This is a genomic window from Alteromonas sp. AWJ4_197 (assembly GCF_056160285.1).
Genome location: NZ_JBSWWW010000003.1, coordinates 84,936 through 98,826 on the forward strand (window position 1 = coordinate 84,936; position 13,891 = coordinate 98,826).

The window sequence follows — 13,891 nt, forward strand, 5'->3', positions numbered from 1 at the left end:
TATGTATTTAATCCGCTGTTTACTTGCTGCCGCTACAATGGTTATGCTGTCTTGTCCCGTCTATGCAGAATGGGTTCAGGGCGAAGCAAAGCTGGCAGTTAAAAATGCACCGCTGGACGACGTTCGCATTATGGCCATCAAAAATGCTATCGCCGATGCATCGTTTAAATCAGGCAGTCTCATTACAGCTGAAGATGTGGTTTTAAACGGACTGCTCATCAGCAGCAAGGCCGAGATCCACTCTACCGGACGTATTCAGCGGGTCGAAATCATTGATGAAACATTAGAGGATGGCTACCTCACTGTTTCCGTGAAAGTGAATATCACACCTATATTTGCCTGTGACAGCGACAAATACAGCCGCTCAGTGCTGGTGACACAATTTCAGTTATTACGACCCAGACAGGCCGCCCACGGCGATATTTACGATTTTGGTCACCAAATCAGTAAACGGCTGGAGCAACAGCTAATCCGCCAGCAACAACAGCTCAATGTGCAGTTGCTGGACAAGGCGTTTGCCTCCACCAGCGCATTCAACTCACTGACGCCGCAGATTATTTATGACAAAGCCTCCTATCTGGCACAAACCCAGGGGCGGCAGTTCATTGTGTTTGGCTATATCCGCGACATCAGCCTGTTCGAACAAATCAACATTGAAGACGATGATGATGTATCAAGACGGCGAAATTTTACCCTGGATGTGTATGTTGTCGATGCCTTCAGAAACTCCCTGTTGTTTCAGGAAAGCTACCATGCCGAAGCGGACTGGAGCTACCCGGAAGGACAAAGTGTAGATACCAATAACAGCCTGTTCTGGCGCGGCGACTTTGGCCGTGTGGCACTGAACACTGTGAATGCTGCCGTGTCCGACATTACCAGTATTATCACCTGCGAGGCCACAGTAACGCAGGTTGTCGACAAGCTGTCAGGTGAACTGGTGATTGGTATGGGCAGTGCAGACGGCGTGGTCGTCGGAGACACCTTCGCCCTGCTGAAAAAGCGCACGTTAAGCAGAACAACCTACACCGGCCTTGCCATGCAAAATACACTGGGCGATGTGCTGTTTACCGTTGCAGAAGTGAACCCTCATGCGGCGCTGCTAAAGAGTGCTGCAGCGCAGTCTCCTGCGCTGGCGGACCTGTATGACCTTGTGATGCCCGCCCCTGCTCCGTAAACCATAATCCAACACCAGTTTTGATGGATCTCGTTAGACTAAATGATAAGATGAGGCCAATATTTCTTTATCTTCAAGTTGGTTAGATGCAATCTCCGTCACCTGAACAGCGTTATTTTTGGGTAGGTATTGGTGCCTCAGCGGGTGGACTGGAACCCATACAAAATCTGTGTGAGGAGCTCCCCGGCGATTCAAATATGATTTATATCATCGCCCAGCACCTGTCTCCTAAACACGAAAGTAAACTGACTGAACTGGTTCAGCGTAATACCCGGCTGAAAGTCAAAACCATTACCAACGGAATGCTTGCCCAACCCAACGTCATTCATGTCACGCCACCTAAATATGACGTCACCGTTCAGGGCGATAAACTGTATTTGTCAGATAAAGAAACTACTTCTCTGGCCAAGCCTTCGGTTAATGCACTTTTTGTCTCGCTGGCTGAAGCGAAAAAAGAGCATGCGGTTGGTGTGATTTTGTCAGGCACGGGGACTGACGGCGCTCATGGTATTAAGGTGATCAGAGCCAATGGTGGCATCACCTATGCGCAGGACGCAAGGTCCGCCGGTTATGATGGCATGCCCCGTTCGGCAATTGACACCGGATGCGTGGATTTTTGTCTTAGCCCTTCCGGGATCGGCAAACACCTTAAAGATCTCAGTACCAAGTTGCCACAGGAACTCAGAGTAAAAATTGAAGCCGACGAGGTACAGGATAAGTTCATCGACCTGGTCAATATTGTCAGGAAACAGTGCGGTGTATCATTCAAACACTATAAAAAGGCGACGCTACAGCGACGCATTGAGCGCAGAATGTTGGCCAGGAAGGTGGACGAGTTTAACGACTACGTGGAACTGCTGAGCCACGATTCAGAAGAAGTGCGGATGTTATACAAAGACATTCTCATCTCTGTGACCAACTTTTTCCGCGACCCCGCTACGTTCAGTCAACTGGCCCCTGTTCTTGAGGACATTACATCAGGTAAATCCTCCGGCGAACCGGTTCGCTTATGGGTGGTTGGCTGCGCTACCGGTGAAGAAGCTTACAGTCTGGCCATCATGCTGTCAGAAGCACTTGGCGGGCCGGATAAAATCAGTAGCGAAGAGCACCAGATATTTGCCTCAGACGTAGACACTGATGCACTGGCAGTAGCCAGACGCGGCCTGTACAGCGAAGCATCCATGGCGGATGTGCCGAAAGAATACAAAGAGAGATACTTCAAAAAGAAAGGAAATGCTTATGAGGTCATAGACGAACTCAAACGCATCATTCTCTTCTCCGGTCATAATATTATTGACGATCCTCCCTTCCTGCGCATCGACATGATCACTTGCCGCAACTTGCTGATTTACTTCGATCAGGAATTACAGAAGAAGGTGTACCGTATTTTCCATTACGCCTTGCGTGAACGCGGTCACCTGTTCTTAGGGAAATCTGAAAGTACATCACAGGTAACGGATATATTCCGTTCTGTGAACTCTCAGGACAAAATCTTCCAGAAGCGCAGCGTTACTTCGTTTAATCCGCAACGGTTCCATTTAAGCGGCAAATCTTCTGTATCTATCGGAGAGTTACCTCAGCGCGTTGCAGACACCTCCCGGCCGCCGAGCTTACCGGATGCACTGGTAGAGCAACTCGGCGATGCCTGTGTATTAATTAACGATAACCTGGATGTTGAGCACATATACGGTAACAGTGCCCACTATATTAAGTTTCCCAAAGGCAAACCCTCGTTTAACTTAAACGAGATTGTCATTGAAATGTTCCGCCATGAAATCCGGCCTCTGGTATATAAAGTGACCCGGACCAAAAAGCAGTCTGAAAGTCAGTTACGCCGCCTGACCATTGACGGTGAACCTTGCCAGGTGAGAATGAAGGTGATGCCGGTACAAATAGAAGAGCAGGATGAGAAGTTCCTGCTTGTCTGTTTTACCAGAACGGCTGATGTACAAAAGCCGGCAAGTCAGGAAATTCATGACGAATCGTCAGAGCGCATTAAAGAGTTGGAAGACGAACTTTCAATGGCGCGGGAGCACATCCAGACCGTAGTGGAAGAACTGGAGACATCTAACGAAGAATTGCAGTCCATGAACGAAGAATTGCAATCATCCAATGAAGAGCTGCAGTCCTCTAACGAGGAACTGGAAACCACTAACGAAGAGCTGCAGTCCACTAATGAAGAATTAGTGACGATGAACGACCAGTTAAATGACAAAACCACCTCACTGGAGCAGGTGACGAATCAACTGGTTAATATCAAGAATTCACTGCAGTTCCCGCTGGTATGTGTTGACAGTGATTCGAATGCTGTCAGGGCAAACCTGGCTGCCCGAAAGTTCTTCTCTTTAACAACGGATCTGGAACACTTCGCCGAACGTCTTCAGGAGCGGTTCGAGAGCTTTGATCTGCATAAAGTCATTAAACAAGTGGCGTCTACTGCCGGTACTCAAACCATCCAGGCAGAATATAAAGACAAACATTTCTGGGTGCACATCACCCCCTACTACGCAACCAACCAATCGATTGAAGGCGCGATCCTCAGTTTCATCGACAATACCGAACTGGTGCATCAGCAAAAAGAGCTGGATCTGAAACGGGAACAGGCTCAGAAAGCCAACCTGGCGAAGACAGAGTTTCTGGCTAATGTCAGCCACGAAATTCGTACACCTCTCAACGCTATTGTGGGTGTAAATGAAGTATTCGGCCTGCAAATTGATAATGAAGAAAAGCGGGCCAGGCTGCTCAAAATTCTCGATAACGCCACGAAGAAGTTACGGGATCTACTCAACGACTTGCTGGATTTTGCCAAGCTGGAATCCGGGCAGCTGTCACTGGAATATACGGAATTTTCGCCCAAAGCCATCATCCGCGATCTCATTGACTTGTATTCCATGGATAATGTGAACAGCAACCGCAAAATTTCGGCTGTTTTTGACAAAGATCTGCCAGACACATTTATCGGCGACCCGTTAAGAATACAGCAAATAGTCACTAACCTGCTGTCAAATGCCATTAAGTTCACTGAAAACGGCACAATAAAGATTATTGCTAAAGGTCACTGGGACAAACCGGTTTATCAACTGGTTCTGCAAGTTTCGGATACCGGAATTGGTATGTCTGAGCAACATATCAAACAAATATTCGATAAGTTCACGCAGGCAGATTCAAGCATTGCCAGACGCTTCGGCGGCTCCGGCCTCGGGCTGTCTATTGTCAAAGAACTGGTTAGTCTGATGGCCGGCAGCATCGACGTTGAAAGTGAAGAAGGCAAAGGCACTACCTTTACAATTAATCTGCCCTTGCAAACGCCCAAGGTGGTCAGGGAAGCCGTCACCAATGTACCGGTGAGCCAGCTTAAGCTTCGCAATACAGGCGACCATAGGGTACTCATTATCGAGGATAACGAAGCCAATATTTTCATTTTGTCGTCTTACCTGGATGAGCTGGGTGTGCAGTACGATGTAGCCCGCAATGGTAAAGAAGGCCTCAATGAAGTGAAAGACAGCACTTATGCACTTATTTTGCTGGATTTGCAGATGGACGAAATGGATGGCTTTACCTTTTTCGAAGAGTTTAAAAAACTCCCCGGTGACAAGCTTCAGAATACCCGGGTTGTAGCAGTATCCGCCCATGTTCATCAGGACATCATCAACCGCTGCAAACAGGCCGGAATGAGCGATTTTCTTCCCAAGCCCGTAGAAATAGCTAAACTTCATGGCTTGCTGGAGAAATATTTGGATGGAAAATCAAGTTGATAGCGTGGTCAGATACCCTGAGGTCAGTCCGGTATTTTTTATCGGCGCCTCATTAGGTGGCGTTAAGGCGTTTATTCATCTTGTGGAAAATCTGCCTGACGACTTTCCTGCTCCGGTTTTCCTGTTGTTACACCGGATAAAAAACAGCGATATCAAAGCCGGTGATATGCGCATGGTATTGCAGGCGAAAACCCTGCTGACCGTGGAAAACGCTGTTGAAGGAGAGGTTGTCAGATCAGGTCATATCTATCTGCCTCCGGATAATCTTCACATAGGGGTGGAGGACAACCGTATTAAGTTTTATGAAACCCCTGATGAGTCTTACTGGCGCCCAGCTATCGATGTGATGTTTAAATCTGCTGCGCGGGAGTATTCCGACAGAACGGTTGCCATATTGCTTACCGGGAATCTGGACGACGGTGTTCAGGGTTTACGGGAAACATCGGCACAGGGCGGTATCACCGTGGCACAGTCACCGGAAGATGCTTATGCTCCCTACCTGCCGCTGAATGCTGTGATGAACGACCATCCGTCACATGTGCTGCCGCTAAAAGACATCCCGAAACTAATGTGTGAGCTTACCCGTCATCCTCATTTTGACGATCAGGAAAGTGTAGCCTTTGAATCGGCAAAGGTTGCCAGGGAACTGAAAAAGAAAATGAAGTAGCAGTACGCCGCTGCTACTTCTTTTACCTGATTACTTCATCAGCGTAATTTTGCCAAACACCGAGGCATCAATGAAACCCAGGTTCTTATCACCGTTAACCGGCGTAATTTCATGAGAACCCACAAAGTGTTCACGCTCAGGGCTGCCGTCGTTATCGCAATAAGCCAGCATAAACCCCATTATCTTACCTTCTTCTAATGACAGCGGTTCGCCCGGCTTAGCGGTACTGAATGAATCATCATAAATATCAATCGCCACTTCCCAGGTAATGGTATACGGTGATGATTCATCGCGGTGCCACTCACTTTCCACATGATCGTTCAGCAACACCACGCCATTGCCATCATTTTCATCACCAAAGTCTGCAGCATTGCCATCCAGCGCAATATGATAGGCAAAGGCATTATAACTGTACTGGTGATTACCGCCTGATGCATCTTCGTCTATGAACACTTCCAGACAATCATCATCCCAGTATTTATCCTTTGGATCCGGATGGGTATCAATGAGAACATCATCCACAATTTCCACCAGCAGATAGAGCTTGCTTTCGTCCCATGCCAGTTTAAAACGACCGGAGAAATCCTCTTTAGATGGCATGCTTCCTACCATCAGATGCTCCAGCGGGTGCCATTGCGCTTCCTGCCACACAGCATCATCACCGGCACCATTTACAGTGACACCATTTTTGGCAAATGTGGCATCCATCGCCATGGCAACAGGAGAAAGTAAGCTGAAGCTTAACGCCCCCGCGGTGAGTAATCTTTTATACATACTGGTTCCTTGTGTGGAAAATACGCTTAACGTTACCGATAACATTCACAGAATTTTTACACGCTCCGCACAGAATGTGAACCCTGATCAGACGGTTTTATTCATTACGAATGAGCCGAATGATTGTAAGCAGCATTCTTTGTGAAGAAAAAACGCCGCGTGTCATAACGCGGCGTCTGTTCACAACAAAGCAGCGGGATTACAGATTATATCCGCGCTCTTCGTGGCTTGAGATATCCAGGCCTTTCTGCTCGGTTTCCATATCCACACGCAGACCGTTAGTCATGGCAGATACCACTTTAAGCAGTAACCAGGATATCACGGCTGTGTAAGCAAATACCGCCACAATACCAATCACCTGCACGGTTAACTGCTCAGAAATACTGGTGTTGCCGCCACCGAAACCATAGCCACTGAACAGCCCTAAATCTGGTGAGCAGAAGATCCCGGCAAGGAACGTTCCCAGAATACCGCCAACACCGTGCACAGGGAAAACGTCAAGAGAATCGTCGATTTTCCATTTCTGTTTGATCAGGTTGGTGCAGTAGAAACAAATCACACCGGCAGATAAACCGATAACCAGACCGGCCGCAGGGCCAACAAACCCCGAAGCTGGCGTAATTGTACCCAGTCCGGCAACCATACCGGTGACAATACCCAGTACAGAAGGCTTACCGTATTTTTTCCATTCCAGTGTCATCCATGCCAGCGAACCTGCTGCCGCACTGATATGAGTCACCAGCATCGCCATTGCAGCATCACCGTTTGCAGCCACAGCACTGCCACCATTAAAGCCGAACCAGCCTACCCATAACATACCAGCGCCGCCGACGGTCATCGTCAGGTTATGAGGGATCATGGAAGCACTGCCGTAGCCGGTACGGTTTCCAATCACCAGTGCTGCCACCAGAGCCCCCACACCTGCAGTAATGTGGACGACGGTACCACCGGCAAAGTCCAGCAGTCCCATTTCAGCCAGCCAGCCGCCGCCCCATACCCAGTGACAAACTGGCAGATAAACCAGTACCAGCCACACCAGCGCAAATATCAGCACGGAAGAGAACTTCATACGCTCGGCAAAGCCGCCCACCATCAGCGCAGGTGTAATAACCGCAAATGTGAGCTGGAACATAAAAAATAATGCTTCAGGGATGGTGCCGGACAAACTGTCCTTCGTCACGCCATCTAAGAACATTTTTGAAAAGTCGCCGATGAAGCTGTTTCCTTCACCAAACGCCAGGCTGTAACCGGCAATCAGCCAGATAAGCGATGCGCCGCAGGCAATAGCAAAACATTGCATCAGTACCGACAGCACGTTTTTACTGCGTACCAGGCCAGCATAGAAGAAGGATAACCCCGGTAATGTCATAAACAGTACCAGTGCAGTTGAAGTGAGGATCCAGGCGGTATCGCCCGTATCGGCAGACGCCTGAGCAAATACCGGGCACGGCAAGAGTAAAGCAACAGCTGGAAGCCAGTTACGCATAATGTTGTCCTGATTTTTTAATGAGTTTGGATTTATCGCGCCTTTGTGGCGTCTTTTATTTCCATATCGTAGGTTGCAACCCCGTGCCGGATTACCGGATCGGAAACGCCTCCTTGTCGCGCTTATTGCTTTTATTTTTTGCGAGACGCATTTTTATCAAAAATATACCTGACCTTCGTATTAGTAAAAAGTCTAAATTAATGAATATTTATGCACTGTTAAGCAATTATTTATGGTTTGCTGTGTTTTCGTTCAATAATCAGGCAGGACATCAGAATATGATGCTGCACCTTCTGACAGGCGCAGCATGACAGCTGGGAATTATTCAACACCAGGCATAGGTTCAAACCCCGGCAATTCTTTGATACGTGCAATCCATCGGTTCACAGCAGGGTAATCTGATAAACTCACGCCACCTTCAGGGGCCAGCGCCACGTAAGGCATTACCGCGCAATCGGCTATTGTCGGACGCTCCAGCGCCAGCCAGTCGTGCACTGACAAACGCTGCTCAAGTAACATTAATATACGTTCAGAGGTACCCAGCGTGGTGACTTTATCCAGCGCATAACCAAATTTATCTACCAGCCGTGCGGCGTTCGGACCATGCTGTATTTCGTTCGACGCCACTGACAACCATTGCTGCACTTCTGCCATACCCTGAGCATCTGCCGGCAACCAGCTTTCAAGGTCGTGCTTGCGGGCGAGATAAATAAGGATGGCCTGAGCATCTCTGAGCGTAATATCGCCATCTGTCAGCACCGGAATTTCGCCCCAGGGGTTCAGGGCAAGCATGGCATCACTTTTGTGTTCACCATTAATGAAATCCACCGGCACAATATCCAGCTCAATGTTCGCCAGAGCCGCGAATAATCTCACTTTGTAACAGTTTCCTGATAATTCCAAATCATAAAGCTTCATGTATTTTCCACCACGTTGTTAACGATTTGTTTCACGTTAAACCGTATGCATATCGCAATAAAGATGCGATAGTTAATTTCAGTAAACCGTTTTTCGCACTAATAGAAGGGTTATGGACAAGTTTAAAGCCATGCAGGTGTTTGTGACCATCGCAGACAAGGGCAGCCTGACCGGGGCAGCAGAGCATCTGAACACATCTCTGACATCCGTAGTACGCACTCTGGCGGCCCTTGAAAATCATCTCGAAGTGCGGTTATTTCACCGCACTACACGCAGTATTGTCATTACTGATGAGGGGCGCGAATACTACACCCGCTGTCAGACAATACTGGCCGAAGTTACAGAAGCTGAGAGTCGCCTGACAGACCGGCAAACGGAACCTCAGGGAAAAGTCACAGTGACGGCACCGGTCACCTTCGGCAAACGCCATGTCATGCCTAAGATCAGCCAGTACCTGTCACGGTATCCGAAAATGCAGGTAGATTTGTTACTGCTGGACCGGCCGGTGGATATGCTCAGTGAAGGCGTGGACGTAGCGGTAAGGATAGGACGCATCGGTAATCATAATCTGGTTGCCAGACAACTGGGCACCATGCGCCATGTGCTTTGTGCCAGCCCTGTATTTCTGTCTGCTCACCAGTCAGTGTTGTCACCGGATTCACTCAACGGCTTGCCGGCAATTCATTTAAGCGTACTGGAAAGCCCGTCAGAGTGGATGTTCACAAAAGGCGGGAAGAGTCAGAAGATTGCCCTCAGCAGTCGTCTTACCACCAATCAGGTGGATGCAGCGTTAGAAGCTTGTGTCAGTGGCGTGGGATTTTGTCGTTTTTTGCACTATCAGGTAGCGGAACTGGTGCAGGCAGGCAAACTGGTTATTGTACTTCCGGATTATGAGCCTCACCCGCTGCCGGTACACTTACTCTATGCGCCGGTAAAGCTGCAAACGAAACGACTGCGGACGATGACGGACTGGCTGACAAGGCCGTTGCAACAGGATTTGATTCAAATAGCTGAATCCGGGGCAGAACGATAAAAAGACTGTGTGCGTAGCTTAGCCCGCTTCTACGCCTTTCGTTTGAAGTGATAGTGCTCTTTCTGATATTTCGACGGCGTTGTATGGTAAACGTCTTTGAAAGCCCTGCTGAAGTGGGAAGGTGAAGCAAACCCTGTATCGTAAGAAATCTGAGTGATTTGCATCCCCTCTTCCAGCATGCCTCTGGCCTTTTCAAGTCTGAATTCTCTGATCACGGCATTGAATGGCTTGTCAAAAGACGACAGGAACAAGCGCTGAAGATGCCTGTCACTGACCGCCATCATTTCAGCGAACACAGGTTTTGTGAAATCTTCATCTCCATAGTGTTTTTCCATTAATTCCAGTGCTTTAAAATAGAACCGCTGCCCCTGCTCATTTTCAAATTCGGGTAATTCGTCCTCTGGTTCTTCTGTGACATGTTCAGTCACCTCCGGCTCCACAGGTTGATAGCGTTCAAATAAATTACTTATTCTGGATAACAACAGCGGTTTCTCTAACGGCTTGGTCATATAGCTGTCGGCACCGGCTTCAAGTGCCAGCCGTATACTTTTAGGATCGCCAAAGGCAGACATGAAAATTAGCGGCACTTTCGCCAGAGAGTCATCTCTGCGCAGGGCTTTTGCGAAAGCCAGACCATCCATATCCGGCATTTTATAGTCAGTCAGAACAAGGTCAGGCTTTGCTCTGGCAATGATATCCAGCGCTTCTTTGCCATTCGATGCCATCAGACAACGATAAACGCCTCCCAAAAAGTCCCGGATATAGGTGCGCAATTCCTCGTTATCATCCACTACCAGAATGACTTTTCCTTCACCCACCAGTTCACGATCGATGTTGTAATGACGTGCCGGGTTCTCTTTCACTTCCTTCGCTATGGCCTGCGACTTTGTTGTTGATCCCGTCATAGGCAAAAATACGGTAAAACAGGAACCGGCTCCGGGCTCAGATTCCACTTTAATATGCCCGCCGTTAGCAATAACAAGTTCCTTCACCAGCGCCAGCCCCACACCTGTACCTTCGGCTTCATTTTCCAGACGGGTGTAACGGTCGAAAATCTTATCCACCTGCTCTTCAGTCATGCCGGCTCCGTTGTCACTGACTTCGATGACCAGCTGCAACTGCCGCTGTTTTACCGATACGCCGATCTTTCCGCCTTCAGGTGTATATTTCACTGCGTTGGAGACCAGGTTACTGAGAATTTTTTCGAGACTGTCAGTGAATAACGTAATTCGCTTCTGGCCAGAGCACTGCCATGTTAATTGGTGTTTTTTCAGCGCCGCGTATGCTTTTAAGTCAAACATGATGCGGGGCATATCATGATCCAGCTCATAATGCTGGGGAGGCAGAGTCTTGATGTATTCCAGTTTTTCCAGTTCCAGCATCTGGTCAACCAGCACACTGATCCGGTCTGCATTTCGCGTAGCGAGCTCAACCCGCTCCACCGTTTTGTCTGAATCCGGCGCTTCCAGCACTTCCTTCAAGGGCCCGAGTATAAGCGTAAGTGGTGTACGGATTTCGTGTGACAAATTCGCCATGGCACGTTGTTTATTCCGCAACATCCGCTGCATAAACTGGTTAGTATCCTGAATGACACTATTTTTCTCTTCCACCAGCGTTGTAAGCATAGCCCCCTGTTCATCAACCCGTTTCAAATAGCTTCTGTAAGCGAGATAAAGACCAATAATGACTATCAACAGATAGACCATCATTGCCTGCCACGTGCGCCACCACGGTGGAAGTACATTCAGTGGGATAGTAGTAACCGGCTGCTCTACGTGACTTCTGGGATCGTGGATGCGGATCTTCAGCGAGTAACTATCGACAGGAAGCTCGCTTAAAGTAATTATTCTTTCTTCCGGAGCTAATTTGATCCAGTCGGAATCTCTGCCCGTCAATTTGTATTCGTAGCTGAGTAAACCTCTGGCAACATAATTTGTCGAAGGAAGACCAATTGTAAAACTGTCTTCTACAGTGGAGATCCCCTTTTCGCTACCCAGCATTTCCACAGAACTATCAGCAACTTCAATTTTAATCTTTGATGTATCGATGTTGTGCTTATTCTGACTGAGTTGCTTCAGATTTCCCAAAAAGCTATTTTTTTCAAGCAAATTGCTTTGCTTGTCACCCCTTACCAAGATGAAGTTCTTCGTAACCCCGATCCCGTCAAACTGAAAGTCTGAATCGGTAATTCCAAAGCTCTTTCCTATAAAAATGTTTTCTCCATGCTCTTTACCAATAGCGAATAATCCGTTGTTTGCAGCTACAAGCCAGTATTTATCCAAAGAAACAACATCACGAATGAATCCGGGGCCGGAATTTTTTATCCCGGCGTCGCCTGATATTAAATCTTTAAAGAGGAATCCGTTACCTGATGTACCGATCAGTAAACTTTCATTATCAGAATAAATAGATGTATATACCTGATATTGGTGAGATATTCCGAAGTCAATTTGCTTTATTCCGGAGTTACCTGCAATCTCGAAAATCCCCACTCCGTCAACGGTCAGGATTAAAGAATCATTTGTCGTTCTTCGTATATTTGAAATGAAATAAGGTAATACTTCTTTGTAGCCATGGCTGAGATTAAGCAACTTGTTCCCTTCTGAATCCTGAACCAGCGCGTAGATTATCCCGCCTACCTCAAATGCCTCTAAAACACTCTTAAAAACTACTTCGTCGATTTTTACTGATATGCCGGAAGGGGAATGGCTTTCAGTTACTTCTTTATCTAACGGATAAAGGTTAACTTCATCATCAAACAGATATACAGCCTCATGACCATAGAGCACCCTTCTTCCTTCAACCTGGAAAATAGTATTCTCCATTTCGCTATCTTCCGAAATGCTCGTAACAGCAACTTGAGAATTATTTCTTAAAAGCAGAGTATCTGAATTAGCCATGGATTCTACAGACATTACCTCCTGCCCGGTTAATGGCAGGTTCGTAGCGGAGATGGATGTGATTAAATCAGAAAGGACAACCAGGCCATGGGTTGTATCAACTGCAAATAAATTCCCATATCTGTCTTCAGCCATATCTGTGACTATAAGAAGTTCATTTTCAGCTTGCAAAAATTCGTGTGCTATCAGTTGTTCCTGTTTCGAATCCAGATAATATAAATTTTCTGCTGCCACCCATACCTTCTCATTCTGATCGATGAAAATTGAACGGACTGGTTGTGAATCCTCGTCGGGAATATTTCTGGAACTGACTAATCTCACACCTTTTGTCATCTTATTAAAAATAAGCACACCACTATCTGCGCCAATGTACAGGTGTTCTTCGTCAATGGTCAGTGTATGCAGTTTTTGAGAAGGCTCGATTGAGAGATTAAATTGTGCCCACGATTCGTTAGCAAAAGAATAGAAGAAAAGTCCTTCATCTCTGTCAATCCACCAAATTCCGTCTGATGAATCGTCAACTGCCAAATCAACGACCTGGTCACCAATGACAATTCCTTTACCCCTTAAATTTGAACTCTCCTGCATTGTCGCAATATCATAAATGTGGATGTTAGAGAGCGTACTAACGATGATTTTGTCGCGGCCGATATCTGTTTTCCAAAAACCTCTGTTCTTAATACCTGATGTGTTAACAGGCCTTACTTCGTTGCTACTTGTATCCATTAAGTACAAGCCATTCCCATAAACACTTATAAGCAAATAGCCATTATTCAGGCGGTCGATATCAGTTACCCATGTCGATATTCCTGCACTATTTTTTGCCTTTGAGAATTTTAATAATTCTCCGGCCCTTATATCCATTAACCCATTCTCACCGCCGGTCCAGACACCGTCTTCCGATACAATTATCGCAGAGGGGATACCTATGGTCAGGTCAGGAGATTCGTAGGAATAGTCAAGTTCAGACTGGAAACCGGAGGCAATTACACTCAATGAGACATTTAATATACAAAATAGGACAAATACACCAAAAAACTTCATTTTGGACACTCCATGACCTTTTAAGACAATCCATTGTTTTGAAAAACGAGATAATCATCACGCTTTTAATGAGTTCTTATTTATATTAATCATAAACATGGAGAAGATTACAATGGAAATATTGTATAAAATTAACGCAT

At 46.9% G+C, this 13,891-nt stretch carries 9 protein-coding genes; 5 read left to right on the forward strand and 4 right to left on the reverse strand.

Annotated features, from left to right (window positions below):
* Position 1 precedes the first annotated feature (1 nt).
* From ACXAGC_RS06985 to ACXAGC_RS06995, 3 genes are all read left to right on the forward strand, one after another.
* On the forward strand, positions 2 to 1,174 hold the full coding sequence (locus ACXAGC_RS06985; protein ID WP_474843587.1) for a flagellar assembly protein T N-terminal domain-containing protein: 1,173 nt from the start codon (positions 2 to 4) through the stop codon (positions 1,172 to 1,174).
* A gap of 86 nt (positions 1,175 to 1,260) precedes the next feature.
* Complete coding sequence (locus ACXAGC_RS06990) at positions 1,261 to 4,929, forward strand: CheR family methyltransferase (RefSeq protein WP_474843589.1); 3,669 nt, start codon at positions 1,261 to 1,263, stop codon at positions 4,927 to 4,929.
* Positions 4,913 to 5,596 (forward strand): chemotaxis protein CheB, encoded by a 684-nt coding sequence (locus ACXAGC_RS06995; protein ID WP_474843591.1) that lies wholly within the window; start codon positions 4,913 to 4,915, stop codon positions 5,594 to 5,596. The genes ACXAGC_RS06990 and ACXAGC_RS06995 overlap by 17 nt, the downstream gene beginning before the upstream one ends.
* 30 nt (positions 5,597 to 5,626) lie before the next feature.
* Here ACXAGC_RS06995 and ACXAGC_RS07000 read toward each other — a convergent pair whose 3' ends face one another.
* Together ACXAGC_RS07000 and ACXAGC_RS07005 are read right to left on the reverse strand one after the other, a co-directional pair.
* Positions 5,627 to 6,370: a CBM9 family sugar-binding protein gene (locus ACXAGC_RS07000; RefSeq protein ID WP_474843593.1), complete on the reverse strand. Its 744-nt coding sequence runs from the start codon at positions 6,368 to 6,370 to the stop codon at positions 5,627 to 5,629.
* Positions 6,371 to 6,569: 199 nt separating this feature from the next.
* Positions 6,570 to 7,856 (reverse strand): ammonium transporter, encoded by a 1,287-nt coding sequence (locus tag ACXAGC_RS07005; RefSeq protein WP_474843595.1) that lies wholly within the window; start codon positions 7,854 to 7,856, stop codon positions 6,570 to 6,572.
* 20 nt (positions 7,857 to 7,876) lie between these two features.
* Between ACXAGC_RS07005 and ACXAGC_RS07010 the strand changes: the two genes are divergently transcribed.
* A complete protein-coding gene (locus ACXAGC_RS07010) occupies positions 7,877 to 8,167 on the forward strand; it encodes a hypothetical protein (RefSeq protein WP_474843597.1) in 291 nt (96 codons plus the stop codon).
* A 10-nt stretch (positions 8,168 to 8,177) separates the two neighbouring features.
* Here ACXAGC_RS07010 and ACXAGC_RS07015 read toward each other — a convergent pair whose 3' ends face one another.
* Positions 8,178 to 8,774, reverse strand: a complete 597-nt coding sequence (locus tag ACXAGC_RS07015) for a glutathione S-transferase family protein (RefSeq protein WP_474843599.1) — start codon at positions 8,772 to 8,774, stop codon at positions 8,178 to 8,180.
* Positions 8,775 to 8,886: 112 nt separating this feature from the next.
* On the opposite strand from ACXAGC_RS07015, the gene ACXAGC_RS07020 reads away from it, so the two are divergent.
* Entirely contained in the window at positions 8,887 to 9,807 is a 921-nt protein-coding gene (locus ACXAGC_RS07020) for a LysR family transcriptional regulator (RefSeq protein WP_474843601.1), read from the forward strand.
* Between the two features lie 29 nt (positions 9,808 to 9,836).
* On the opposite strand, the gene ACXAGC_RS07025 is transcribed toward ACXAGC_RS07020, so the two are convergent.
* On the reverse strand, positions 9,837 to 13,751 hold the full coding sequence (locus tag ACXAGC_RS07025; protein ID WP_474843603.1) for an ATP-binding protein: 3,915 nt from the start codon (positions 13,749 to 13,751) through the stop codon (positions 9,837 to 9,839).
* Positions 13,752 to 13,891 lie beyond the last annotated feature (140 nt).

Excerpts from the sequence above, each read along its gene's own strand:
- ACXAGC_RS07025 (WP_474843603.1), bottom strand. The coding sequence starts at position 13,751 with ATGAAGTTTTTTGGTGTATTTGTCCTATTTTGTATATTAAATGTCTCA.
- ACXAGC_RS07015 (WP_474843599.1), bottom strand. The coding sequence starts at position 8,774 with ATGAAGCTTTATGATTTGGAATTATCAGGAAACTGTTACAAAGTGAGA.
- ACXAGC_RS06995 (WP_474843591.1), top strand. The coding sequence starts at position 4,913 with ATGGAAAATCAAGTTGATAGCGTGGTCAGATACCCTGAGGTCAGTCCG.
- ACXAGC_RS07020 (WP_474843601.1), top strand. The coding sequence starts at position 8,887 with ATGGACAAGTTTAAAGCCATGCAGGTGTTTGTGACCATCGCAGACAAG.
- ACXAGC_RS07000 (WP_474843593.1), bottom strand. The coding sequence starts at position 6,370 with ATGTATAAAAGATTACTCACCGCGGGGGCGTTAAGCTTCAGCTTACTT.
- ACXAGC_RS06990 (WP_474843589.1), top strand. The coding sequence starts at position 1,261 with ATGCAATCTCCGTCACCTGAACAGCGTTATTTTTGGGTAGGTATTGGT.
- ACXAGC_RS07005 (WP_474843595.1), bottom strand. The coding sequence starts at position 7,856 with ATGCGTAACTGGCTTCCAGCTGTTGCTTTACTCTTGCCGTGCCCGGTA.
- ACXAGC_RS06985 (WP_474843587.1), top strand. The coding sequence starts at position 2 with ATGTATTTAATCCGCTGTTTACTTGCTGCCGCTACAATGGTTATGCTG.
- ACXAGC_RS07010 (WP_474843597.1), top strand. The coding sequence starts at position 7,877 with ATGAGTTTGGATTTATCGCGCCTTTGTGGCGTCTTTTATTTCCATATC.